This window comes from Serratia sp. CY56464 (genome assembly GCF_052168435.1).
In the GTDB taxonomy this organism is placed as follows: Bacteria; Pseudomonadota; Gammaproteobacteria; order Enterobacterales; family Enterobacteriaceae; genus Serratia; species Serratia marcescens.
In genome coordinates, this window is the sequence record NZ_JBJNMV010000004.1 from 50,182 (window position 1) to 75,182 (window position 25,001).

21 protein-coding genes are annotated in these 25,001 nt (G+C 61.1%); 10 read left to right on the forward strand and 11 right to left on the reverse strand.

The window, feature by feature from the left end:
- Positions 1-579: 579 nt before the first annotated feature.
- The 5 genes from dnaA to yidA all read left to right on the forward strand — a co-directional run bounded on the left by dnaA (position 580) and on the right by yidA (position 7,583).
- Entirely contained in the window at positions 580-1,974 is a 1,395-nt protein-coding gene (gene dnaA / locus ACJ8KE_RS18345) for a chromosomal replication initiator protein DnaA (protein ID WP_004933889.1), read from the forward strand.
- Positions 1,975-1,978: 4 nt separating this feature from the next.
- Positions 1,979-3,079, forward strand: a complete 1,101-nt coding sequence (gene dnaN, locus ACJ8KE_RS18350) for a DNA polymerase III subunit beta (RefSeq protein ID WP_004933892.1) — start codon at positions 1,979-1,981, stop codon at positions 3,077-3,079.
- 45 nt (positions 3,080-3,124) lie between these two features.
- The gene (recF, locus tag ACJ8KE_RS18355) at positions 3,125-4,210 is read left to right on the forward strand and encodes a DNA replication/repair protein RecF (RefSeq protein ID WP_004933895.1); all 1,086 of its coding nucleotides are present in this window, start codon (positions 3,125-3,127) and stop codon (positions 4,208-4,210) included.
- A gap of 18 nt (positions 4,211-4,228) precedes the next feature.
- Positions 4,229-6,643: a DNA topoisomerase (ATP-hydrolyzing) subunit B gene (gyrB, locus tag ACJ8KE_RS18360; protein WP_016929599.1), complete on the forward strand. Its 2,415-nt coding sequence runs from the start codon at positions 4,229-4,231 to the stop codon at positions 6,641-6,643.
- 124 nt (positions 6,644-6,767) lie between these two features.
- Entirely contained in the window at positions 6,768-7,583 is an 816-nt protein-coding gene (gene yidA / locus ACJ8KE_RS18365) for a sugar-phosphatase (RefSeq protein ID WP_016929598.1), read from the forward strand.
- Between the two features lie 25 nt (positions 7,584-7,608).
- On the opposite strand, the gene ACJ8KE_RS18370 is transcribed toward yidA, so the two are convergent.
- Together ACJ8KE_RS18370 and ACJ8KE_RS18375 are read right to left on the reverse strand one after the other, a co-directional pair.
- Entirely contained in the window at positions 7,609-8,550 is a 942-nt protein-coding gene (locus ACJ8KE_RS18370) for an ornithine cyclodeaminase family protein (RefSeq protein ID WP_416170485.1), read from the reverse strand.
- The gene (locus tag ACJ8KE_RS18375) at positions 8,537-9,505 is read right to left on the reverse strand and encodes a threonine/serine dehydratase (protein WP_016929596.1); all 969 of its coding nucleotides are present in this window, start codon (positions 9,503-9,505) and stop codon (positions 8,537-8,539) included. The genes ACJ8KE_RS18370 and ACJ8KE_RS18375 overlap by 14 nt, the downstream gene beginning before the upstream one ends.
- Before the next feature lie 490 nt (positions 9,506-9,995).
- Between ACJ8KE_RS18375 and ACJ8KE_RS18380 the strand changes: the two genes are divergently transcribed.
- Positions 9,996-11,276 carry a DUF3748 domain-containing protein gene (locus ACJ8KE_RS18380; RefSeq protein ID WP_079450359.1) on the forward strand — a complete coding sequence of 427 codons (1,281 nt, stop codon included), beginning with the start codon at positions 9,996-9,998 and terminating at the stop codon, positions 11,274-11,276.
- 30 nt (positions 11,277-11,306) lie between these two features.
- Here the strand turns inward: ACJ8KE_RS18380 and ACJ8KE_RS18385 are convergent, their stop codons facing one another.
- A complete protein-coding gene (locus ACJ8KE_RS18385) occupies positions 11,307-11,654 on the reverse strand; it encodes a YceK/YidQ family lipoprotein (RefSeq protein WP_049299620.1) in 348 nt (115 codons plus the stop codon).
- Between the two features lie 310 nt (positions 11,655-11,964).
- Here ACJ8KE_RS18385 and ibpA point away from each other — a divergent pair, with 310 nt between their 5' ends.
- The 3 genes from ibpA to ACJ8KE_RS18400 all read left to right on the forward strand — a co-directional run bounded on the left by ibpA (position 11,965) and on the right by ACJ8KE_RS18400 (position 14,743).
- Positions 11,965-12,378 (forward strand): small heat shock chaperone IbpA, encoded by a 414-nt coding sequence (ibpA, locus tag ACJ8KE_RS18390; RefSeq protein ID WP_004933919.1) that lies wholly within the window; start codon positions 11,965-11,967, stop codon positions 12,376-12,378.
- 107 nt (positions 12,379-12,485) lie between these two features.
- A complete protein-coding gene (gene ibpB / locus ACJ8KE_RS18395; protein WP_004933922.1) occupies positions 12,486-12,914 on the forward strand; it encodes a small heat shock chaperone IbpB in 429 nt (142 codons plus the stop codon).
- Positions 12,915-13,084: 170 nt separating this feature from the next.
- On the forward strand, positions 13,085-14,743 hold the full coding sequence (locus tag ACJ8KE_RS18400; protein ID WP_016929592.1) for a putative transporter: 1,659 nt from the start codon (positions 13,085-13,087) through the stop codon (positions 14,741-14,743).
- A 42-nt stretch (positions 14,744-14,785) separates the two neighbouring features.
- Here ACJ8KE_RS18400 and ACJ8KE_RS18405 read toward each other — a convergent pair whose 3' ends face one another.
- Both ACJ8KE_RS18405 and ACJ8KE_RS18410 read right to left on the reverse strand, forming a co-directional pair.
- The gene (locus ACJ8KE_RS18405) at positions 14,786-16,039 is read right to left on the reverse strand and encodes a valine--pyruvate transaminase (protein WP_016929591.1); all 1,254 of its coding nucleotides are present in this window, start codon (positions 16,037-16,039) and stop codon (positions 14,786-14,788) included.
- A 135-nt stretch (positions 16,040-16,174) separates the two neighbouring features.
- Complete coding sequence (locus ACJ8KE_RS18410) at positions 16,175-18,238, reverse strand: alpha-amylase (protein WP_261420199.1); 2,064 nt, start codon at positions 18,236-18,238, stop codon at positions 16,175-16,177.
- A gap of 195 nt (positions 18,239-18,433) precedes the next feature.
- Here ACJ8KE_RS18410 and ACJ8KE_RS18415 point away from each other — a divergent pair, with 195 nt between their 5' ends.
- Complete coding sequence (locus ACJ8KE_RS18415; RefSeq protein ID WP_019455508.1) at positions 18,434-18,586, forward strand: hypothetical protein; 153 nt, start codon at positions 18,434-18,436, stop codon at positions 18,584-18,586.
- A gap of 1 nt (position 18,587) precedes the next feature.
- On the opposite strand, the gene ghrB is transcribed toward ACJ8KE_RS18415, so the two are convergent.
- The 6 genes from ghrB to ACJ8KE_RS18445 all read right to left on the reverse strand — a co-directional run bounded on the left by ghrB (position 18,588) and on the right by ACJ8KE_RS18445 (position 24,762).
- Positions 18,588-19,565: a glyoxylate/hydroxypyruvate reductase GhrB gene (ghrB, locus tag ACJ8KE_RS18420; protein WP_016929588.1), complete on the reverse strand. Its 978-nt coding sequence runs from the start codon at positions 19,563-19,565 to the stop codon at positions 18,588-18,590.
- A 73-nt stretch (positions 19,566-19,638) separates the two neighbouring features.
- The gene (locus ACJ8KE_RS18425) at positions 19,639-20,907 is read right to left on the reverse strand and encodes an MFS transporter (protein ID WP_016929587.1); all 1,269 of its coding nucleotides are present in this window, start codon (positions 20,905-20,907) and stop codon (positions 19,639-19,641) included.
- A 141-nt stretch (positions 20,908-21,048) separates the two neighbouring features.
- Positions 21,049-22,014, reverse strand: coding sequence for a sugar kinase (locus ACJ8KE_RS18430; RefSeq protein ID WP_442517350.1), 966 nt, complete (start codon positions 22,012-22,014; stop codon positions 21,049-21,051).
- A 7-nt stretch (positions 22,015-22,021) separates the two neighbouring features.
- Complete coding sequence (locus ACJ8KE_RS18435; protein ID WP_016929585.1) at positions 22,022-22,774, reverse strand: sugar phosphate isomerase/epimerase family protein; 753 nt, start codon at positions 22,772-22,774, stop codon at positions 22,022-22,024.
- 166 nt (positions 22,775-22,940) lie between these two features.
- Positions 22,941-23,975 carry a LacI family DNA-binding transcriptional regulator gene (locus ACJ8KE_RS18440; protein WP_016929584.1) on the reverse strand — a complete coding sequence of 345 codons (1,035 nt, stop codon included), beginning with the start codon at positions 23,973-23,975 and terminating at the stop codon, positions 22,941-22,943.
- Positions 23,976-24,099: 124 nt separating this feature from the next.
- Positions 24,100-24,762, reverse strand: coding sequence for an OmpA family lipoprotein (locus ACJ8KE_RS18445; RefSeq protein WP_016929583.1), 663 nt, complete (start codon positions 24,760-24,762; stop codon positions 24,100-24,102).
- Positions 24,763-25,001: the final 239 nt, after the last annotated feature.

Consider the following 25,001-nt stretch of genomic DNA (forward strand, 5'->3'; position numbering starts at 1 on the left):
GATTGTAATAATTGTACAGTCCTGAGTCAATTCGCATCGCGCCAGCCTACCTGGTTGTCTGCCAATAACGGAACAAAATCCGGTCTTGGCCCGTGGTCACCGCAGAATCCTGTCTGGCTAATGACGCACCATAAGGAACCAGGTATCACACGTAGGGCGAAGATTATACGGACTCGGGGTGAAATCGCAAGGATCCCCGTGAGATCCTTTGCGCGCGATCGCAGGATCCGGCGTGGATAACAGGGTATAACCGGTTGACAATGTAAAAAACGCGGCGCAGCGGCCGGGATCTGCGCGGTCATTCGGCGCTGGCGGTGAAAAGATCGCCGCCGGCCGCGGCCTGTGGATAAAATGGATCTAATCTGTGAGGAAGGGGAGGATCTCTTGCTCGGATTGCGCTATGATCCGTCATTCCGATCGCGATCCCTCATGCCGGGATCGTGAGGGACACAAACCGTGAAAGGCGGTTCGCATCCCCCACAGGCAAACAGCCGATGCCGGGTATGTGTCAAAAATCATGAGTTATAAAAAAGTTGCCCGTTTCTTTTCTTTATTGATCTTGTTCGAGTGGAGTCCGCCGTGTCACTTTCGCTTTGGCAGCAGTGTCTTGCCCGATTGCAGGATGAGTTACCTGCCACAGAATTTAGTATGTGGATTCGCCCATTGCAGGCGGAACTGAGTGACAACACCCTGGCGCTGTACGCGCCTAACCGTTTTGTGCTGGATTGGGTTCGCGATAAGTACTTAAACAACATCAATGGTCTGCTGAATGATTTCTGCGGCACGGACGCGCCTTTGCTGCGTTTTGAAGTCGGCAGCAAGCCGATCACGCAGGTGATCAGCCAGACCGTGACCGCCAGCGTCAGCAGCGCCCCTGCGGCTCCGGCGGCGCGCACGGCCGCGCCTTCGCGCCCGAGCTGGGACAACGCGGCGGCGCAACCCGAGCTCTCTTATCGCTCCAACGTCAACCCCAAACACACCTTCGACAACTTCGTCGAGGGTAAGTCCAACCAGCTGGCGCGCGCGGCGGCTCGCCAGGTGGCGGACAATCCGGGCGGCGCCTACAACCCTTTGTTCCTGTATGGCGGCACCGGCCTGGGTAAAACTCACCTGCTGCACGCGGTCGGCAACGGCATCATGGCGCGCAAGGCCAACGCCAAAGTGGTCTACATGCACTCGGAACGCTTTGTGCAGGACATGGTCAAAGCGTTGCAGAACAATGCCATCGAAGAGTTTAAGCGCTACTACCGTTCGGTCGACGCGTTGCTGATCGATGACATCCAATTCTTTGCCAACAAGGAGCGTTCGCAGGAAGAGTTCTTCCATACCTTTAACGCCCTGTTGGAAGGCAATCAGCAGATCATCCTGACTTCGGATCGCTACCCTAAAGAGATCAACGGGGTGGAAGATCGTCTGAAGTCCCGCTTCGGCTGGGGGCTGACGGTGGCGATCGAGCCGCCGGAGCTGGAAACCCGCGTGGCGATCCTGATGAAAAAGGCCGACGAAAACGACATTCGCCTGCCGGGCGAAGTGGCGTTCTTCATCGCCAAGCGCCTGCGTTCCAACGTGCGTGAGCTCGAAGGGGCGCTGAACCGCGTGATCGCCAACGCCAACTTTACCGGCCGGGCCATCACCATCGATTTCGTGCGCGAAGCGCTGCGCGATCTGCTGGCGCTGCAGGAAAAGCTGGTCACCATCGACAATATCCAAAAGACGGTGGCGGAGTATTACAAGATTAAAGTCGCGGATTTGCTGTCCAAGCGGCGTTCGCGATCCGTTGCCCGCCCGCGCCAGATGGCGATGGCGCTGGCGAAGGAACTCACCAACCACAGCCTGCCGGAAATCGGCGATGCGTTTGGTGGCCGCGACCATACCACGGTGTTGCACGCCTGCCGGAAGATCGAGCAGTTGCGTGAGGAAAGTCACGACATCAAAGAAGATTTCTCCAATTTAATCAGAACATTATCTTCATAGCGCTATGAAATTTATCGTTGAACGTGAGCATCTGCTAAAACCGCTGCAACAGGTGAGCAGCCCGCTGGGCGGCCGCCCGACCTTGCCGATCCTGGGCAACCTGCTGCTGCAGGTGACGGAAGGCTCCCTGCTGCTGACCGGCACCGATCTGGAGATGGAGATGGTGGCGCGCGTCGCCCTGTCCCAGCCGCACGAGCCGGGCGCGACCACCGTGCCCGCGCGCAAATTCTTTGATATCTGCCGTGGCCTGCCAGAAGGGGCGGAGATTGCCGTCACGCTGGAGAGCGAGCGCATGCTGGTGCGGTCTGGCCGCAGCCGCTTCTCGCTGTCCACGCTGCCCGCGGCGGACTTCCCGAACCTGGACGACTGGCAGAGCGAGGTGGAATTCACCTTGCCGCAGGCGACGCTGAAGCGCCTGATCGAAGCCACCCAGTTCTCGATGGCCCACCAGGACGTGCGTTACTACCTGAACGGCATGCTGTTTGAAACCGAAGGCGAAGAGCTGCGCACCGTCGCGACCGACGGCCACCGCCTGGCGGTGTGCTCGATGCCGATCGGCCAGCAGCTGCCGTCGCATTCGGTGATCGTGCCGCGTAAAGGGGTGATGGAGCTGGTGCGCTTGCTGGACGGCGGCGATTCGTTGTTGCAGCTGCAGATCGGCAGCAACAACATTCGCGCCCACGTCGGCGATTTCATCTTCACGTCCAAGCTGGTTGACGGCCGTTTCCCGGACTATCGCCGCGTCTTGCCGAAGAACCCGGACAAAACGCTGGAAGCCGGCTGCGATCTGCTCAAGCAGGCGTTCGCCCGCGCGGCCATTCTCTCGAACGAGAAATTCCGCGGCGTGCGGCTGTACGTCAGCCAGAACCAGCTGAAGATCACCGCCAACAACCCGGAGCAGGAAGAGGCGGAAGAGATCCTCGACGTCAGCTACGACGGCGCGGAGATGGAGATCGGCTTCAACGTCAGCTACGTGCTGGACGTGTTGAACGCGCTCAAGTGTGAAGACGTGCGCCTGCTGTTGACCGACTCGGTCTCCAGCGTGCAGATCGAAGACGGCGCCAGCCAGGCGGCGGCCTACGTTGTCATGCCAATGCGGTTGTAGTCTCGTTACCTTGAATTACAGCACCGTCATCGGTAAAGAGATTGCATGGCTCTGACGCGTTTATTGATTAAAGATTTCCGCAATATCGAGGCGGCGGATTTGGCGCTGGCGCCGGGATTCAACTTCCTGGTCGGCGCTAACGGCAGCGGCAAGACCAGCGTGCTGGAGGCGGTGTATACGCTCGGCCATGGCCGAGCCTTTCGCAGTCTGCAGGCCGGTCGGGTGATCCGCCACGACCAACCGGAGTTCGTGCTGCACGGCCGCATTGAAGGCGCGGAACGCGAGCTGTCGGTAGGATTGAGCAAGAGCCGTCAGGGTGACAGCAAAGTACGCATCGATGGCAGCGACGGCCACAAGGTGGCCGAGCTGGCGCAGCTGCTGCCCATGCAGCTGATCACCCCCGAAGGTTTTACCCTGCTGAACGGCGGGCCGAAATTCCGGCGCGCTTTCCTGGACTGGGGCTGTTTTCATAACGAACCCGGTTTTTTCACCGCCTGGAGCAACCTGAAACGGTTACTGAAGCAGCGCAATGCCGCGCTGCGCCAGGTGAGTCGCTATGCGCAGATCCGCGCCTGGGATCAGGAACTGATCCCGCTCGCGGAGCGCATCAGCGAATGGCGGGCGGAATACAGCGACGCGATCGCCGCGGATATCACCGCGACCTGCGCGCAGTTTCTGCCTGAATTCGCCCTGAGCTTCTCCTTCCAGCGCGGCTGGGACAAAGAGAGCGACTACGGCGAGCTGCTGGAGCGCCAGTTTGAGCGCGACAGGGCGTTGACCTATACCGCGGTGGGGCCGCATAAAGCGGACTTTCGCATTCGTGCCGACGGCACGCCGGTAGAGGATTTGTTATCGCGCGGTCAGCTTAAGCTGCTGATGTGCGCGTTGCGCTTGGCGCAGGGTGAGTTTCTCACCCGGCAGAGCGGGCGGCGTTGCCTGTATCTGATTGATGATTTTGCCTCCGAGCTGGACACCGGCCGTCGCCGGTTGCTGGCCGATCGCCTGAAAGCCACCCAGGCCCAGGTTTTTGTCAGCGCGGTCAGCGCTGAGCAAGTGACCGACATGGCCGGTGAAAAGGGCAAGATGTTCCGCGTGGAACAGGGTAAAATAGAGGTTCAACCACAGGACTAAAATGAGCGAGAAACGTTGATGTCGAATTCTTATGACTCCTCAAGTATCAAGGTATTAAAAGGGCTGGATGCGGTGCGCAAGCGCCCGGGCATGTATATCGGCGATACCGATGACGGCACCGGTCTGCACCACATGGTATTCGAGGTTGTGGACAACGCTATCGACGAAGCGCTCGCGGGCCACTGTAGCGACATTCAGGTCACTATCCATGCCGACAACTCGGTATCGGTGCAGGATGACGGCCGCGGCATTCCGACCGGCATTCACCCGGAAGAAGGGGTTTCAGCCGCAGAGGTCATCATGACCGTGCTGCACGCCGGCGGTAAATTCGACGACAACTCCTATAAAGTTTCCGGCGGCCTGCACGGCGTGGGCGTCTCGGTGGTTAACGCCCTGTCGGAGAAACTGGAGCTGGTGATCCGCCGCGAAGGCAAAGTGCACGAACAAACTTACAGCCACGGCGAGCCGCAGGCGCCGCTGACCGTGGTGGGCGAAACCGAGCAGACCGGCACTATGGTGCGTTTCTGGCCAAGCCACCAGACCTTTACCAATGTGACCGATTTCGAGTACGACATTCTGGCCAAGCGCCTGCGCGAGCTGTCCTTCCTCAACTCCGGCGTGTCTATCCGCCTGAAGGACAAGCGCACTGACCGTGAAGACCACTTCCATTACGAAGGCGGCATCAAGGCGTTTGTCGAGTACCTGAACAAGAACAAAACGCCGATCCACCCGAACGTGTTCTACTTCTCCACCGTGAAAGACGACATCGGCGTGGAAGTGGCGCTGCAGTGGAACGACGGTTTCCAGGAAAACATCTACTGCTTCACCAACAACATTCCGCAGCGCGACGGCGGCACGCACCTGGTCGGTTTCCGTACCGCGATGACCCGTACGCTGAACAGCTACATGGAGAAGGAAGGCTACAGCAAGAAGGCCAAGGTCAGCGCCACCGGCGATGACGCGCGTGAAGGCCTGATCGCCGTGGTGTCGGTGAAGGTGCCGGATCCCAAGTTCTCCTCTCAGACCAAGGACAAGCTGGTCTCTTCTGAGGTGAAAACCGCGGTTGAAACGCTGATGAACGAGAAGCTGGTGGATTACCTGATGGAAAATCCGGGCGACGCTAAAATCGTGGTCGGCAAAATCATCGACGCGGCGCGCGCGCGCGAAGCGGCGCGTAAAGCGCGTGAGATGACCCGCCGCAAAGGCGCGCTGGATCTGGCCGGCCTGCCGGGCAAGCTGGCGGACTGCCAGGAACGCGATCCGGCGCTGTCCGAACTGTACCTGGTGGAAGGGGACTCCGCGGGCGGCTCTGCCAAGCAGGGGCGCAACCGCAAGAACCAGGCTATCTTGCCGCTGAAGGGGAAAATCCTCAACGTCGAGAAGGCGCGTTTCGACAAAATGCTCTCTTCACAGGAAGTGGCGACGCTGATCACCGCGCTGGGCTGCGGCATCGGCCGTGACGAGTACAGCCCGGACAAGCTGCGTTACCACAGCATCATCATCATGACCGATGCCGACGTCGACGGTTCGCACATCCGTACGCTGCTGTTGACCTTCTTCTACCGCCAAATGCCGGAAATCATCGAGCGTGGCCACGTGTTCATCGCACAGCCGCCGCTGTACAAGGTGAAGAAAGGCAAGCAGGAGCAGTACATCAAAGATGATGAGGCGATGGATCAGTACCAGATCGCCATCGCGATGGACGGCGCCACGCTGCACACCAACGCCAGCGCACCGGCGCTCGGCGGCGAGCAGTTGGAAAAACTGGTGGCCGAGCACTATGGCGTGCAGAAGCTGATCGGCCGCATGGAGCGCCGCTACCCGCGCGCGCTGTTGAACAGCCTGATCTATCAGCCGACGCTGAACGAAGGCGATCTCAGCGATGAAGCCAAGGTGAAGACCTGGATCGCGTCGCTGGTGCAGGCGCTGAACGACAAAGAGCAGCACGGCAGCAGCTATGATTTCGTGATCTTCGAGAACCGTGAGCGCCAGATGTTCGAGCCGGCGCTGCGCATCCGCACCCACGGCGTGGATACCGACTACAAGCTGGACTTCGACTTCATCCACGGCGGCGAATACCGCAAGATCTGCCAGCTGGGCGAGCAGCTGCGCGGGCTGATCGAAGAGGGCGCGTTCATCGAGCGCGGCGAACGCCGTCAGCCGGTAGACAGCTTCGAGCAGGCGCTGGAGTGGCTGGTGAAAGAGTCGCGCCGCGGCCTGTCGGTGCAGCGTTATAAAGGTCTGGGCGAGATGAACCCTGAGCAACTGTGGGAAACCACCATGGATCCGGAAAGTCGCCGCATGCTGCGCGTGACCGTCAAGGACGCCATCGCTGCCGATCAGCTGTTCACCACGCTGATGGGCGATGCGGTTGAACCGCGTCGCGCCTTTATCGAAGAAAACGCCCTGAAAGCGGCGAACATCGATATCTGATGCGTTAATGGCTGTGAAAATCCGCGCCGGGCGACCCGCGCGGATTTTTTTTGGCCTTTTTTGGCGCTGACAGCCGAGGCTGAAACGCGTTAGCATGAATAAAAACCACTGGGAGAAGCGTTGAATGGCTATTGAACTGATTGCGATCGACATGGACGGCACGTTGCTGGATCCGCAGCATCAAATCACGCCGGCGGTAAAGCAGGCTATCGCGGCGGCGCGGCGCAAAGGGGTGCACGTGGTGCTGGCCACCGGGCGGCCATATGTCGGCGTGCAGGACTATCTGCGCCAGTTGGACATTCAGGGCCCTGGCGATTTCTGTATCACCTATAACGGCGCGCTGGTGCTGCGTGCGGCTGACGGCGCCTGCATTCTGCAAGAAACGCTGGGCTTTGAGGATTATCTGCACTTTGAGCAGATGGCGCGCGAGTTCGGCGTTCACTACCAGGCGTTTGATTTCGATACCCTGTATACCCCGAACAAGGATATCGGCAAGTACACCATACACGAAGCGGAAATGACCGGCATTCCGCTGAAATACCGCAGCGTGGAAGAGATGGATCGCCAGATGCGTTTCCCTAAAGTGATGATGATCGACGAGCCGGAGCTGTTGGACCGCGCTATCGCGCGCATCCCGGCGGAAACGCGCGAGCGTTATACCATCCTGAAAAGCGCGCCTTATTTCCTCGAGATCCTGCACAAGAACGTCGATAAGGGCGCCGGGGTGAGAATGCTGGCCGAGCATTTGGGCGTGGCGCGGGAAAACATCATGACGCTGGGGGATCAGGCCAACGATACGGCGATGATCGAATATGCCGGCGTCGGCGTTGCGATGGGCAACGCCATTCCCGAACTGAAAGCGGTGGCGCAGTTTGTCACCAGCGCCAATACCGAAGACGGCGTGGCGCGCGCTATCGAGAAGTTCGTGCTCAACGCCTGATAACGCGGGGCGCTGCGGCGCCTCTTTATACTTTCGCCAACACCCCTTTGGCGATCTGCAGATCCTGAATCGCCAGCCCGGTGAGATCGGCGATGGTGATGTGATGCGGCTCGCGTCGCACCCGTCCGCCCTGCGCCAATGCGGCGCCCATTTCGACGATTGGCGTTGAAGTCAGCTTGTGCTGCCGATAAGCCGTTGCGATCTCGCCATAGTCTGTACACTGAGCCAGTGCATCGACCAGCAGCGCGTCCGCGCGGGCCACCAGCTCGGTCGCCAGCTCCTGCTTACCGGGCGCGTCGGCGCCCACCGCGGTAATGTGCGTGCCGGGCCGAATATCCGCCGCCTGCAAAATCGGTTCGCGGCTGGGCGTGGTGGTGACGATCAGCTGACAGTGCGCCGCCAGCTCCGCCGCATCCTGCGTGACCCGCACCCGAAAACCCTCGGCCTCGACATCGCGTCGATACGCCGCCAGCGCCTGTTCGTTGCGGCCCCACACCCATACCTCGCGGCAATCGGTCACCGGTTTCAGACATTGCAGCTGCAGCCGCGCCTGCAGGCCGGTGCCGACCATGCCTATCGCCTGAATATGCGGCGGCGCGCACAGATCGGCGGCGATGCGGCCGGCCAGTGCGGTGCGCAGCGCGGTCAGCCAACCCTCATCCTGCAACAGTGCGCGGGGCTCGCCGGTTTGGGCGGAGAACGCCATCATCAGCCCTTGATTGCTCGGCAGGCCTTGTTCGGCATTGCGATAGAAACCGGTGGAGATCTTGACCACGAACAGTTCGTCGCCTTCCAACCAGGCGGATTTGATGCAGCAGTCGCCGGCGGCCTGTTCGAACAGGAAATGCTGCGCCGGGGGCTGTTGTACCCGTTGTTGCGAGTAGGCGATAAAACCCTGCTTCAGCAGCGGCGTTATGGTCTCGGCGTCGAACGCGGCGAGAATTTGCTGCCGATTAAGGATGCGCATCGGCGATGGCCTTGAGGTATTTCTCCAGCACGATGTTTTTACCGCACAGCACCACCGCCACCTTTTTGCCTCGGTATTCCGGCGCCAGTTTGATCGCTGCCGCCAACGCCACGCCTGCTGCGCCTTCGATAATCCAGCGATCGCTGGCGGCGATCCGGCGCATCGCGAGTTTGATCTCCGCCTCGCTGACCAGCACTTTGCGGTCAATCAGCTGCTGGCACAGCGGGAAGGTCACGGCGCCCGGCTCGACGCCGCCGGCGGTGCCGTCGGACAAGGTTTCTTGTTCTTCCACCGGGAAGATATGGCCGGCTTCCAACGCGCTGTACAGGCTGGTGGCGTTTTCCGGCCAGCAGGCGATAAGCTGCGTGTTTGGCGACAGTTGCCGCAGAACGGTGCCGATGCCGGCGATATAGCCACCGCCGCCCACCGCCACGAATACCGCGTCCAGATCGGCGAGTTGTTCAACCAGCTCCATGCCGCAGGTGCCCTGGCCGGCGATCACCTGTTCGTCGTTATACGGCGAGATATAGGTTTTCCCCTGTTCGCGTGCGGCCAGTTCCCCCGCCAGTTCGGCGTTCAGCGCATCGCCCGGCACCAATTCCACGATGCCGCCCAGCGCCCGGATGGTGTCGAGCTTGATGCTCGCCGCCGTCTCCGGCGCATAAACCGTGACGCCAACGCCCATACGCTGCCCCGCCAGAGCGACCGCCTGACCGTGGTTGCCGGTAGAGGCGGCGATCACGCCGCGCCGGCGTTGCTCGTTATCCAACAGCCGCAGCTTGTTGCTGGCACCGCGAAATTTAAAGGAACCGGTGTGCTGCAGGTGGTCGCATTTCAGATACAGCTCGCAGCCCAATTGCTGAGAAAGCAGCACGCTGCGCTCCAGCGGCGTGACCCGCACCTGAGGGCGCAGTTGCTGATGAGCGGAAACAATGGCATCGAAGAGGGTGTTCATACCGGCTCCAGAAGATTTGTTTGGACTAAAAATCCAGTTTGTACTTTTTTGTATTAATTGTAAACCCCCGCAGCCTGACCCTCGGGCACACCGATCAGAAAACGGCAACGGTCGGAAGGAACATTGCGTTTTCGGTGAAAATAATCATAAACCGGTCGTCTAGTGGCACGATTTTTTATTTATTTGCGTTAAGTAAGGCGCCGCCGCTGCCTTATTCTTATAAGGAAGATGAGAATGAAAAAATAGCGTTTTCATCACCCAACCTATTACATTGGCGCCGTTGAGTTTCGCCGGCAGGAATACAATTGCCTAGTCGGCCGCTTATTTCCTGCCGACGCCGTCGATCGGCTTAAATGATAAGACGCTGAAAAATAATTGCGTGATTTCGAACCGAAAAATTCCTCCCGCCTCACCCTCACAGGCCATATGAAACGCTGCGGGCGATCCGGTAAGATGACGGCTCAGCGCCAGCATGTGCAGGAGAGCCGCCATGAGCCATCGGGAAAAACAACTGACTTTCGACCCACGCGGGCATCAGTTAACCAATATCAACGTCTGGACGCCGGACAGCCAATGGCTGGCTTATGACGTGCGTCCGCGCGGCGCCTCTTTCACCGGCCTCAGCATCGAGCGTGTCAACGTCGCCAGCGGCGCGGTGGAGGTGATTTATCGCGCCCAGCACGGCGCCCACGTCGGCGTGGTCACGGTCAGCCCCGATGCGCCGGCGCGCTATGCCTTTATTCACGGACCTGAGCACCCGGACAGCGCCTGGCAGTATGATTTTCACCACCGCCGCGGGGTGATCGTCAGCGAACCGGATCGCGAGTTGGCCATCACCCTCGACGCGCTGGATATCACCGCGCCCTATACGCCCGGCGCGCTGCGCGGCGGCAGCCATGTGCACGTTTTCAGTCCGGACGGCAGCCGCCTCAGCTTTACCTACAACGATCACGTGATGCATGAACGCGATCCGGCGCGCGATCTGCGCAACGTCGGCGTGGCCGTGCCGCTGCACGGGGTTAACCCGCCAAAACAGCACCCGCGCGAGTACGACGGCAGCCACTATTGCGTGTTGGTCAGCGAGACGGTGCCGCAGCCGCGGCCGGGCAGCGATCAGATTAATCGCGCTTACGAAGAAGGCTGGATCGGCCGCGAAGGCTACCGTAAGGCCGACGGCAGCCGGCAGCGCTGGGCGCTGGCATTTATCGGCGATACGTTGTCCGCCGCCGGAGAGAAGCTGTCTGAGGTGTTTATCGTCGATCTGCCGGAGAACGACGTCGACTACGCCCGGGCGGGCGCTCTGCCGCTGCAGGGGACGGAAAGCGAGCTGCCGGCGCCGCCGCTTGGCGTCAGGCAGCGGCGGGTAACCTTTACCGGGGATCGCCGTTTTCCTGGCGTGGCTGGTGCGCCGCGCCACTGGCTGCGCAGTTCGCCGGACGGCAGCCAGATAGCTTTTCTGATGAAGGACGACGGCGGCGTGGTGCAGCTGTGGACGGTGTCGCCGAACGGCGGTGAGCCGCGCCAGGTCAGCCGCAGCGAGCATGACATCCAGTCGGCGTTCAGCTGGCACCCGCAGGGCGGGACGATAGCCTTGGTGTGCGACAACAGCGTGATGCTGTGCGAGGTGGCCAGCGGCCGCCTGCAGCGATTGACGCCGCGCAGCGTGCAGCCGCCGTCGGGGGATGCCGTGGTGTTTTCGCCGGATGGCAAGAAAGTGGCGTTTATGCGCGAGATAGCGGGGTTCAACCAGATCTTTGTGGTTGAGGCGTAAGGCGGGCCTGATGACCCGCTGCGTGTGCGATTAGTGCGTGGCGGTGCTGTCGTCGCCCTGACCGGGATTGCCGGTCGCCGCCAGATTCTGCTGCTCGCTGCGCAGGATACGCGCTTTTGGCGAGTCTGTGGTGGCGTCGTTGCCGGAGCGCAGATAGTCGTAAGGCAGCAGCACGGTATCCATCACCGCGGAGAACGGCAGATCCAGCGCCACCAGCGGCATCATCGCCCAGCTGGTGTTGTCGTCCTTCAGCATGTCCACGCTGGCGCGGGTGCCGGGATAGTAACCCTGATTCGGGCCGGTATGGCTCATTACGCTGGAGCAACCGCTGGTCGCCAACAACATGCAGCCCGTCGCTATCGCTTTCATCGTCGTCATTAATCCATCCTGCAGGGTTGCTGTTCCCCTAAATTAAGCTGATTTATAACATCCTGTTGCTGCTTTAAAAGAAGCAAAATCCCGCTCTGTGGCGGCTCTCTCACTTTAGTGTAAGTGGTAAAAAAAACTTTTACCTTATTGATGCAAATTTTTTTTGATCCTCGCCTGTTGAATTGATGAAAGCAACCCCCATTTTATCATCAGAGCCGAATTGAGAATTCGCCGTAAGGGAATTCTGGCTTAATTAGCCTGTCCAGAGTGGAAGGCGTATTTATTTCAACCTCGCTGAAGTGCCTTAGGAGGCTGTTTTATGCGTAATTTTGATCTTTCCCCGCTATACCGTTCCGCCATTGGTTTCGATCGCCTGTTCAACGCGCTGGAGGCTGGCCAGAGTCAGGGCAACGGCGGTTATCCCCCTTATAATGTCGAACTGGTGGATGAAAATCATTATCGGATCGCCATCGCGGTAGCCGGGTTTGCCGAGCAGGAGCTGGAGATCACCACGCAGGATAATCTGCTGATCGTGCGCGGGGCGCACAACAATGAACCGGCAGAAAAAACCTATTTATACCAGGGCATCGCCGAGCGTAATTTCGAGCGTAAATTCCAGCTGGCCGAACATATTCAAATTAAAGGCGCCAAACTGGAGAATGGCCTGTTGTATATCGACATGCAACGCATCGTGCCGGAAACATTAAAACCGCGCCGCATCGAAATTAAATAAATTTCCGTTTCGCCGGCAGGTACGCTGCCGGTAAATATGAAGTCATGATTAGCCTGCCGTCAGGGGGCTGAATAAACACATCTCGCTTAATGAAAGGAGTTGTTCCTATGCGTAATTACGATTTATCCCCGCTTCTGCGTCAGTGGATTGGTTTTGATAAATTGGCCAGTTCAATGGGCGGCCAGGAACCTCAGGGGTTCCCGCCGTATAACATCGAGAAAAGTGATGACAATCACTACCGCATTTCTCTGGCGCTGGCCGGTTTCCGGCAAAGCGAACTGAATATCGAAGTGGAAGGGCCGCGGTTGACCGTCAGCGGTAAACCCACGCCGCCGGAAAAACAGGTTGAATACCTGCATCAAGGTCTGGTGTGCAAAGAGTTCCAGCTGACTTTCACCCTGGCGGAGCATCTGCAGGTGTCCGAAGCCAAATTTGAAAACGGCCTGTTGCACATCGATCTGGTGCGTCAGGTGCCGGAAGCCTTGCAGCCGCAGCGTATCGCCATCGGTGCGACGCCGGAGCTGGAAGCGAAATAACCGACTGAAAAGCGGTCATCATCATGCGAGGGAGATCCCAACGGATCTCCCTCGCTGCGTTATGTGGCGCGTGCCACAGTCCCCCCTTCTGCCCGATGCCATAATCCTTGTTAATTGTGTGTCTTTGGCCGCAAATCCCGTGTTCAACTTTTTTGGCAAGGATGTGACCTATGAGCGATATCGCCCTGACCGTCAGCATGTTGGCGTTGGCGGCCGTCATTGGGCTGTGGATGGGGAACTGGAAGCTGTATGGCGTCGGGCTGGGCATCGGCGGCGTGCTGTTCGGCGGTATCCTGGTTGGCCACTTTGCCCAGAGCGGGCAAATCAGCCTGAACGGGGACATGCTGCACTTTATCCAGGAGTTTGGCCTGATCCTGTTCGTCTACACCATCGGCATCCAGGTCGGCCCCGGTTTCTTCTCTTCGCTGCGCGTCTCCGGTCTGCGGCTCAACGCCTTCGCGGTGCTGCTGGTGGTGACCGGCGGCATAGTGGCGGCGGCGGTACACAAGCTGTTCGACGTGCCGCTGCCGATCATCCTCGGCGTGTTCTCCGGCGCGGTCACCAACACCCCGGCGCTGGGCGCCGGTCAACAAATCCTGACCGATCTCGGTTCCGATCCGGCGCTGGTGGACGGCATGGGGATGGGCTACGCCATGGCCTATCCGTTCGGCATATGCGGCATCCTGCTGGTGATGTGGCTGATCCGGCTGTTTTTCCGCATCAACATCGAGCGTGAGGCGCAGGCGTTTGAAAGCCGTCTGGGCAATCAGCGCGAGCTGCTGCACGCCATCAACGTGGCGGTGCGCAACCCCAATCTGCAGGGCATGGCGATCAAAAGCGTGCCGCTGCTCAACGGTGAAGCGATCGTCTGTTCGCGCCTCAAGCGCGGGGAGCTGCTGATGGTGCCGGCGCCGCACGAGCGGCTGGAGCTTGGCGACTACCTGCACCTGGTGGGCAAACGCGAAGATCTGGAGAACGCCCGGTTGGTGATCGGCGAAGAGGTGGATGCCTCGCTGTCGACGCGCGGCACTGCGCTGCAGGTGGTGAGGGCGGTGGTGACCAACGAGCAGGTGCTGGGCAAGAAAATCCGCGATCTGAATCTGAAGCAAAAGTATGACGTGGTGATTTCACGCCTCAACCGCGCCGGCGTGGAGCTGGTGGCCGGCAGCAACGTGACGCTGCAGTTTGGCGACATTCTCAACCTGGTCGGCCGGCCGGAGGCCATCGACGCGGTGACGGCGATTGTCGGCAACGCCCAACAAAAACTGCAGCAGGTGCAGATGCTGCCGGTCTTTATCGGTATTGGTCTCGGGGTATTGCTCGGTTCCATTCCGCTGTTCGTGCCCGGCTTCCCGGCGGCATTGCGGCTGGGGCTGGCCGGCGGGCCGCTGGTGGCGGCGCTGATCCTGGGGCGCATCGGCAGCATCGGCAAGCTGTACTGGTTTATGCCGCCGAGCGCCAACCTGGCGCTGCGCGAACTGGGCATCGTGCTGTTTCTGGCGGTGGTCGGATTGAAGTCGGGCGGCAACTTCATCGATACGTTGCTGCACGGCGAGGGGCTGACGTGGGTCGGGTACGGCGCCTTGATCACCGCCATTCCGCTGCTGAGCGTCGGCATTCTGGCGCGCACGGTGGGCAAGATGAACTATCTGACGCTGTCCGGCATGCTGGCGGGATCGATGACCGATCCGCCGGCGCTGGCCTTCGCCAACGGTCTGCATCCCACCAGCGGCGCCGCCGCGCTGTCTTACGCCACCGTATATCCGTTGGCGATGTTCCTGCGCATCATGTCGCCGCAGCTGCTGGCGGTGCTGTTCTGGACGCTGTAATCCAAAAAAAGGGCGCCGTGGTGGCGCCCCGATGGGTTGAGCTCAGTTCGCTTCCTGATGCGCGCGTTCGATCTCTTCCGCCAGGATCGCCACGCCGCGCTCGATTTTCTCCGGATCGGGCACGTAGTTCATGCGCATGCACTGGTGAGTGTGCGGCCAGTCGTGCTCCAGCCCCGGGAAGAAGTAGTGGCCCGGCACCATCAGCACGCCGCGCTTTTTCAGGCGCTGATACAGCACTTCGGTGGTGATCGGCAGATCCTTGAACCACAGCCAGAGGAAGATAGCCCCTTCCGGTTTGTGGATCAGGCAGCGCTCCGGCGACAGGTAGCGGCGAATAATCTCGATGGTGTGCTCGACGCGCTGTTTGTAGAACGGGCGAATCACCTCGTTCGACAGTCGCAGCAGATCGCCGCGCGCGATCATTTCCGTCGCCATCGCCGGCCCCATGCTGCCCGGCGACAGGCTGATGATGCCGTTCATGTTGGTCAACGCGGTGATCACCTTCTCGTCGGCGATCACGATGCCGCAGCGCGAGCCCGGCAGGCCGAGTTTGGACAGGCTCATGCACAGAATGGTGTTCGGGTTCCACAGCGGCGTGGCGTCGCTGAAGATAATACCGGGGAACGGCACGCCGTAGGCGTTATCGATCACCAGCGGAATATCGCGTTGCTGCGCCAGCAGGTCGAGCTTCATCAGCTCTTCGTCGGTGATCACGTTGCCGGTCGGGTTGGTCGGCCGTGAAACGCAGATCATGCCGATGTCGTCGCCAAGGGTGAGGTGTTCGAAATCAACGTGATATTTGAACTGGCCGTCCGGCAGCAGCTCGATGTTCGGTTTGGCGGAGACGAACAGCCCTTCGTCCAGCCCGGCGTCGGCATAGCCGATATATTCCGGCGCCAATGGGAACAGCACGCGGCGGCGCGAACCGTCGGCGTAGCGGCCGGCGAACAGGTTGAACAAGTAGAAAAACGCGCTTTGGCTGCCGTTAGTCAGTGCAATATTCTGTGGCGAAATCTCCCAGCCAAGCTCGTCGCGCAGCAGATTGGCCAGCGCTTTCAGCAGCGCGTCCTTGCCTTGCGGGCCGTCGTAGTTGCACAACGCTTCGGTCAGTTTGCCCTGGTCGAGCATCTCCTGGCACAGCTGTTTGAAGTAGGCTTCCATCTCTGGGATCTGCGCCGGGTTGCCGCCGCCGAGCATGATGGCACCGGGGGTGCGCAGGCCTTCGTTCAGGTCGTCCATCAAACGGGTAATGCCCGCATAACGGGTAAATTTTTCGCCGAAAAGTGAGAAAGTCATAGGTGTAGCAGTACTGTTTCTTAGCAGGTAATCCCCCACCATACCGCCAGACAAATCCCGCTGCAATGCGGCCGACAAATCGACCAATGGGCAAAAGCTTCGCTCATTGGCCGATTGTTAGCATATTACGCTGGATTATTGTGACCGTTCGCCGGCCCATACCACCATCACCTTATCGTCGCCGAGCCGACGGCTGAAAGCATAGTAGGCGGCGTGCGGCTGCGGGTTTTGCACGCCGCCGCCGATCGCCGGGTGGCGAGCGCGGAACTGCCCCAACCGTTGCCAGTGGGCCAGCAGCGGGGCTTTTTCCCCCTGCAGATCAGGCCAGTTCATGTCGGAGCGGGTGCCCTGCAGCGGATCGGAGCCGGTTGGGCCGAGCGGTCGGCCGCTTTCATCGCCGTAGTAAATCTGCACCGCGCCCGGCGCCAGCAACAGCAGGTTCGCCGCCCGCTGTTGGCGCACCTGCGAGCCTTTGGCGTCGCTGGCGAAGAACAGCCGGGTGTCGTGTGAAGAGAGGTAGCTCAGCACGTTGAAGTCCTGCAGCCGTTCGGCCATCTGCCGGTAGGTGGCGTCGATATCAGCGAAGCAGCCCAGCGCCTGCGACGCCTGGTCCTGGAAATCGAAGTTGATCATCGCGTCGAAGCCGTTTTGGTAATAATCGCTTTTCATCACCCCGTGGCCCCAGGCCTCGCCGGTCATCCAAAACGACGCATCATCCAGCGCCTGCTGCGGATGCTCCGCTTTCCACGCCGCCAATGCCGCCGTGGCGCGCTGTTTCAACAGCGCCAGCGTCGGTTTTTCCACGTGCTTGGCGGTGTCGACGCGGAAACCGTCGATGCCGTAATCGCGCACCCACTGGCTGAGCCAGACGGTCAGGTAATCGCGGGTGGCGGCGCCGGGCATGTCGCGCGCGGCGGTGTCGGGTTTGTGGCGATAGAACAGCGGCAGGCCGCTGGCGCCGGGCGCTTCGGTTTTGATGTCCGGCAGGAAGGCCAGCGACATCGTCAAATCGTCATAGCCCGGCGCGTCATAGTCGCCGATGTCGGTGCGGATCCAATTTTTCCCCCACCATGGGCGCCAGCCCGCCTTGTCGCTGAAGTTGATGTAGTCGTTGAAGCTGTGCCAGTTTTGCCCTGGCCCGGGGCGCCAGTCGCTCCAGTTTTTCCCCAGGGTTTTCTCCACCTCCGCGCCTTGCAGATACAGCGAGCCGAAGTGGAACGTCTGCATATCCGCCAGCGTGGCGTAGCCGACGTGGTTCACCACCACGTCGAACAGAATGCGAATGCCGCGGCGATGCGCCTGCTCGACCAGCGTGCGCAGCTCCTGTTCGGTGCCCATGTTGGCGTCGAGGCGCGTCCAGTCCAGCGCGTAATAGCCGTGATAGGCGTAATGCGGGAAATCGCCTTGGGTGCCGCCGCCGACCCAGCCGTGGATCTGCTCCAGCGGCGAGCTGATCCACAAGGCGTTGACGCCGAGCTGCTGCAGATAATCCAGCTTCTGCGTCAGGCCGGCCAGATCGCCGCCGTGAAAGGTGCCTATTTCCTGCAGGCCGTCGCTGCGGCGCCCGTAGCTGTGGTCATTGGCCGGATTGCCGTTCTCAAAGCGATCGGTCAGCACGAAGTAGACCGTGGCGTTATGCCAACTGAACGCCGCCGGTTTCGCCGTGGCGGCGGATTCCAGCAACAACAGGCCGCCGCTGGCGGCGGCGGGCTGCAGCGTGATTTTCCCCTGGTTCACCTGCGCCGTTTGACCGGAATAGAAATCGCGCAGCGTTTCGCCTTCGGCGAAGGTGGAGGCGACGTCGACCGTGACCGGCTTGCCGTCCCAGCGCGGGCAACTGCGCACGGCAACGGCGGCGTTTTCCGGCGCGCTGCTCAGGCTGAGCTGCAGCGTCGGCGTGCCGCTGCGCGTGTCGATGCGCACCTGATAGTCGCCTGCGCGGAACTGCCGCCAGCTGACCGGCGGATGGGCGCCGCAGGGCTGCAGTGACAGCGCCTGGTTAAGTTTTACCGCCTCGGCCGGCTGCCAGCAGTGGTTATCCTGATACAGGCGCAGCGGCAACTGGCCTTTGGGCAGCGCGGCCTGGCTGGCGAACAGCCCGGCGGCCGTTTCGTCGAAGGCCGGGAATCCCGGCAACGTCCAGCCGGCCAGCGCCGAAGGCGACAGCAGCATCAACAAGGGCAGGGGTAACAGTTTCATGGCTCTCCTTACGCGCGGCAGGAAGCGTTTTTTCCGCTGGGTAGCGCCAGTGTGGCAAACGGCGGAAAAATGGCCTCCTCCCTGAGAGGGTTTTTCGGGGAGGAGAGGAAGGGCGGAGCGTTTTCGGATTGATTCGGCTTGGCTTTGCGCGCGCGCTGCGGCAGATTAAACGATGAACATCAAAGGAGGTTAGCGATGACGGACAAAAACTGGCGAGAAGAGATCGTTCAGGCAATTCAGGATGCCGAATTGCAGCACTTCGCCGAAGAACATCAGCTGCAGGCGCTGTTCGCGCCGCAGCAGGAAGAGCAACACGGCCGGTTATCCGCAGACCACCGGCCGCGCTGAGTTATTTCCGCAACAGCTGCGGGTTGACGCAGTTTTCTTTCACCGTGCCGGTCAACGCGGCGATCAAATTATCCACCGCGCAGGCGGCCATGCCGTAGCGCGTTTCATGGGTGGCGGAACCGATGTGCGGCAGCGCCACCACGTTCGGCATGCTGAGCAGCGGCGAATTGGCCGGCAGCGGCTCTTTCTCGAACACGTCCAACCCGGCGGCGTGGATCACGCCGTTTTGCAGCGCTTCGATCAGCGCCTGCTCATCCACCACCGGCCCGCGGCCGGCGTTGATCAGAATGCCGCTTTTCTTCATCTTCGCCAGCTGATCGCGGCCGATCATGTGGAAGGTTTGTTCGGTCAGCGGCAGCGTGATGCAAACGAAATCCGATTCGGCCAGCAGGGTATCCAGATCGCAGCGGCGCGCGTTGAAGCGCTGTTCCGCCTCTTCGTGCGTGCGGCGGGCGTTGTAGAGCACCGGCATGCCGAAGCCGAAGTGCGCGCGCTGCGCTAGCGCCAGGCCGATGCGCCCCATGCCGAGGATGCCGATGGTTTTGTGGTGCACGTCGACGCCGAACCAGTCCGGCCCGATGCTGCCGCGCCATTCGCCGGCCTTCACCCGCTCCGCCACTTCCACCACCCGGCGCGCGGTCGCCAGCACCAGGCTCATGATGGTGTCGGCGACGGTTTCGGTCAGCACCGTCGGGGTATGCATCAGCAGCACGTTATGGGCGTTGAGCGCCTCGACGTCGAAGTTGTCGTAGCCGACGGAAACGGTCGAGGCCGCGCGCAGTTTGGGCGCCTGCTGCAGGAAGGCTTCGTCAATTTTACCGCCGGAACCGATGATCCCTTCGGCCTGCTGCAGCGCCTGGCGCAGTTCGTCGCGGTTCTCCGGCTGCAGGCCGTTGAAGGCGTGCACGGTGAAGTGCTGTTCCAGACGTTCACGCAGATCGGCGGGCAGGCTTTTGTACAATACGATAGAAGGCTTCATCACGAACTCCAGCTGAGCCAAAGGGGGCATGGCGCCCCCCCGGTTGGGTTAACAGAGAAAAAGTATAACCGGATCAAGCCAATTGCGGCTGGATCTCGTTGCGGGCGGGCTTGACGATCAGCGTCAGCACCACCGCCACCACCAGTGCGATGGCCATAAACATGTAAGAGGCCGCCGGGCTGCCGGTGGCGCCATTCAGATAGCCGACGAACCACGAACCGAAGAACGAACCCAGCGCGCCCATGCTGTTGATCAGCGCCATGGCGCCGCCTGCGACGTTTTTCGGCAGCATTTCCGGAATGATGGCGAAGAACGGCCCATAAGGGGCATACATCGCAGCGCCGGCGACCACCAGCAGGCCGTAGGAGATCCAGAAGTGGTTGGCGCCGACGGCGTAAGATCCGAAGAACGCCAGCGCGCCGATCAGCAGCAGCGGCCAGACGAACAGCTTGCGGTTTTGCATTTTGTCCGACGCCCAGGAGACGACGATCATGGCGATGGTTGCCGCCAGGTAAGGCACCGCCGACAGCCAGCCGGCTTCCACCATGCCCATCTGCATGCCGCTGCGCAGGATGGAAGGCAGCCACAGCACGAAGCCATACACGCCGATGCTCCAGGCGAAGTACTGCACGCACAACAGGATCACGTTGCGTGAGCGGAAGGCTTCGCCGTAGTTGCGCACGGCCTTGATGCCTTTCTGCTCTTCGTCCAGTTGCTGTTGCAGCACCTGTTTCTCATCGGCGCTCAACCAGCCGGCCTGCGCCGGTTTGTCTTTCGCCAGCACCCACCAGCAGAACGCCCAGATAATCGCCGGAATGCCCTCGATGATAAACATTTCGCGCCAGCCGAAGGCGTGGATCAGGTAGCCTGACACCACCGACATCCACAGCACCGTCACCGGGTTGCCGAGGATCAGGAAGGTATTGGCGCGTGACCGTTCCGATTTGGTGAACCAGTTGCTGATGTAGATCAGCATCGCCGGCATCACCGCCGCTTCCACCACGCCGAGAATAAAGCGGATGGCGGCCAGCATCGGGATATTGCTGACCACGCCGGTCAGCGAGGCGCAACCGCCCCACAGGATCAGGCACCAGAAGATCAATTTTTTGACGCTGCGGCGTTCGGCGTAGATGGCGCCGGGAATTTGGAAGAAGAAATAACCGAGGAAAAACAGCGCGCCCAACAGCGAGGCCATGCCCTTGGTGATGCCGAGATCTTCATTGATGCCGGCGGCAGAGGCGAAGCTGAAGTTGGCGCGATCGAGATAGGCCAGGCTGTAGGTGATAAACACGATGGGCATGATGTACCACCAGCGTTTGGCCGCGACAGTCGCTTTGTTCATGTTCAGTATCCTTCAGTGGTGTTGCATCCCCTTCGCATGGCACGCTGGGCGTGAAAGACGAAGGGGCAGATGCTCTCCCGACGCGTCCCGGTTGTAGGGCCAGAGGCTGACGTCATGCGGAGAAGTCGTTTTTTTTTATTGTTATTCGGCCAGCGCCGCACGGGTCGGCAGGCCTTCGCTGTCGCCGATGGCCTGGATCGCCAGCGAGCCGATTTTGTTGCCGCGCTGCACCGCCTGTATCAGCGTTTTGCCTTCCAGCAGGGCGCTGAGGGTGCCGACGGCAAAGCCATCACCCGCCCCCACGGTATCCACCACGTTGTCGACCTTGACTGCGGCCATCGCCGCTTTATCGCCGGCGGCGGTTTTAAACCAGGCGCCGTCCGGGCCGGTTTTGATGATCACCGCCTGCACGCCGCGTTCCAGATAGAAATCGGCGATGCCTTCCGGCGTCGATTGGCCGGTGAGGATCTGCCCTTCTTTCAGCCCCGGCAGCACCCAGTCGGCGGCGAACGCCAGTTGGTTCAGCTGCTCGATCATCACCTCGCGGCTGGGCCACAGCACCGGGCGCAGATTGGGGTCGAACGAAATGGTTTTGCCCATGGCGCGCATCTCGCACGCCGCATGGTGGCACAGCGCCAGCGATTCGCTGGACAGCGCCGCCGCCACGCCGCTCAGGTGCAGGTGGCGCGCGGAACCGAAATACTCGCGGTTAAAATCGGCAATCGACAGGTGGCTGGCCGCCGAGCCCTTGCGGAAGTATTCCACGCTGGGATCGGTACCATCGGTGGTTTTGGATTTCACCTGAAAACCGGTGGGGTAGTGGCCGTCGACCGTCACCTGCCGGTAATTGATGCCTTCCTTTTTCAACTGCTGCAGGGTGAAGCGCCCGAACGAGTCGTTGCCGACGCGGCTGACCCAGCCGACGTTCATGCCCAGACGGGCCAGGCCGATCGCCACATTCAGTTCGGCGCCGGCGATGCGTTTGGTGAAGGTTTCCACCTCCGCCAAGTCGCCGGTCTGCGCCGCTACGAACATCGCCATGGCTTCACCCAGCGTGACCACATCCAGGGGCGCCTGCTGTGCCGTCGTTGCCGTTAACGTTGTCATCATGGGGTTACTCCGCACGCAAGATATTGACGTAATGGCGGGTGACGGCTTCCAGGTCATCGCCCTGCAACGGGAATTCGATACCGCGCGGCACATCGTGCGGCAGGCGGGCCAGCAGGTCGCGCCAGCTGCCGTCGGTATCGTCCAGCGCGATGGCGCGCCAGCCGCGCGGGCCTTGGGTGGCGGCTTTGACGTGCACGTAACCGACGTGGCGGGCCAGGCGTTCGGCGGCGGCGAAGGCGTCTTGCCCCACCCACAGCCAGTTGGCCATATCGAAGGTCATGCTGACCGGCAGGTGGCTATCTTCCGCGGCGTGGAAAAAGGCGTTCAGCATCGACAAAATGCCGCAGTCCGGCGTTTGGTCGTTCTCGACCACCAGCTTGACCGGGTGTTGCTCCAGCGCCACTTTCAGCTCGGTAAAGTCGAAGCCGGGGCGGAAATGGCCGAGGGACAGCTTCAGCTGGCGCGCATTCAGCGTCTGCGCTTCCGCCAGCAGCGCCGGCAGGTTGGGGTTCAGCGTATGTTGCGGGGTGAACAGCGCCTCAGGGGCGGAGTAGACGGCGAACAACTGCTGGCGATCGATCTCTTGCGCCAGCGCCGGCAGGCTGTCCAGCTCGCCGGCGGTGAACAGTTCGCGGCGGATCTCCACTCCGTCGGCGCCCGCGCCGGCGATGAGGGGCAACAGCGCGCGCTGGCCGCCGTGTTGTTTGACGGTATCGGTGCCGTAGGCGCCGGTGACCACGATGATTTCTGTTTTCATTTTGACTCCTGAGGCGGCATTGTCGCCGCCGCTGCTGTTACCGGTACGTTAAATGGAACCGGTTCCAGCGAAAAGCGGCAGAGTGTAAAAATATGATCGCAATCACGAAGCTGAGCAAAAAACAGCCGGCGAGGGCGGGGCGGTCAACGGCCCCGGAAAAGGCGGGTTAGCGGGTGGTGGAGCCTCGGACGATCAGCTCGCCGGAGAACATCTGCTCGCCGCTGGGGGCGGCCAGGCCCTGAATGCGTTGCACCAGCCGCTCCAGCGCCGCGTGCCCCATTTGGTAGGTGGGCTGTTTCAGCGTGGTGATGCCGACGCCCGCCAGTTCCGCCCACTCCAGCTCGTCGAAGCCCAGCAGGCCGATGTCGTTGCCCCACTGGATGCCGAGCCGACGCATGGCGCGCGCCACCTGCAGCGTCAGGGCGCCGTTGGCGGAGATCACCGCCTTGCGCATGCCGCGGTGGCGGCCGCTGAAATCGCTCAGCACCTGCTCCAGTTTCTGCCGATCGTTGAGCGGCGTTTCGGCCTGCTCCGCCAACAGCGCGGGGTGCTGCGCCATGGTATGCCTGAAGGCGTGCAGGCGTTCCAGGCGGGTATTGACCGTACCGAGCGGCTCGCTGAGGAACAGGATCGCTTCGAAACCTTGTTGCAACAGGTGTTCGGTGGCGACGGTGGCGGCTTCGCGGTTGTTCAGGCCCACCACATCGCAGGCGAAGTCGGGGATTTTGCGGTCGATCAGCACCATCGGCAGCATCGACTGTTGCAGCGTGGATAACGCTTCCTCGCGCATGCCGACCGCGTTGACCACAATGCCTTCCACCCGGTAACTGCTGAGCAGCTGCAGGTAGTGCTGTTCCTGATTGACTTCGTTGTTGGTGTTACACACCAGCAGGGTAAAACCGTGTTGACGGCAGGCGGCCTCGATGCCGCGCATCACGTCCACTGAATAGGGGTTGGTGATATCGGCGAGGATCAGGCCGATCAGGCGGGTCTGGCCGCCCTTCAGGCTACGCGCCATCTGGCTTGGCCGGTAGTCGAGCTGCTGGATAGCCTGTTCGATGCGCTGTTTGAGATCGTCGGAAAGCAGGTGCTGTTCACCATTCAGATAGCGCGACACGCTGGTCTTGCCGGTTTTGGCGATGCTGGCCACATCGCTGATGGTGGCGCGTCCTGAGGCGCGCGTTGCCTTGCCTGTGCTCACAGCCGATCCCTCCTGCGGTTAATTGCCAAGGAGACTACCATACCCGATGTGCGAGCGGGAATATTGAAGGATAAGGAGAAAGTCGGGAGGAAGCGGCGGGGCGCAGGTGGCGCCCCGCACGGGATTACTGCAGCGGGCTGAGGGTGATCTCGACGCGGCGGTTTTGCGCCTTGCCTTCCGCGGTGCTGTTGGAGGCGATCGGGTTGTCCGGGCCGGCGCCGGTGGTGCGGATACGGTTCGCCGCCACGCCCTGGGTGATCAGCGCGCTGGCTACGCCGTCGGCGCGCTGCTGCGACAGGTTCATGTTGAGCGAGCGGGAACCGGTGCTGTCGGTGTAGCCGACCACGTTGACCGCGGTTTTCGGATACTCTTTCAGCACCATGGCGACGCCGGTCAGGGTGTTGGCGCCCGCCGGTTTCAGCGTGGCGCTGCTGCTGTCGAAGGTCACGTTGTTCGGCATGTTCAGCACGATGTTGTCGCCCTGACGGGTGACGCTGACGCCGGTGCCTTTCATCTTGTCGCGCAGCTTGGCTTCCTGCACGTCCATGTAATAGCCTGCGCCGCCGCCGAGGGCTGCACCGGCCGCTGCGCCGATCAGCGCGCCCTTGCCGCGATCTTTCTTGGAAGAGGACAGCACGCCGACGCCGGCGCCCAGTGCGGCGCCGAGGCCTGCGCCGATGCCGGATTTGCCGACTTCGGATTCGCCGGTGTAAGGGTTGGTGGTACAGGCTGACAGCGTGAGCGCGACGCTCACTGCGCCGGCAATAATTGCAATGCGTTTTTTCATGTTCTTGTCCTTAATGGCATCAATTCTGTACGCGCCGGCCCAACACGGGGGCGCAAAAAGTAGGCGACGCAGGTGGGGCCCGCATCACCGCGCTACTATGACGCGTTGGCTCGCCGGCAGTTCCGGAGAAAAACGTGACAAATGATGAGCGCGGGTAAGTGCTGGGGGAGTTATGCGACAAAACGCCGGGCGGCGCCATGCAGCGGATTCCTAATTGCGCGCCGCCAGGGCGCGAATGC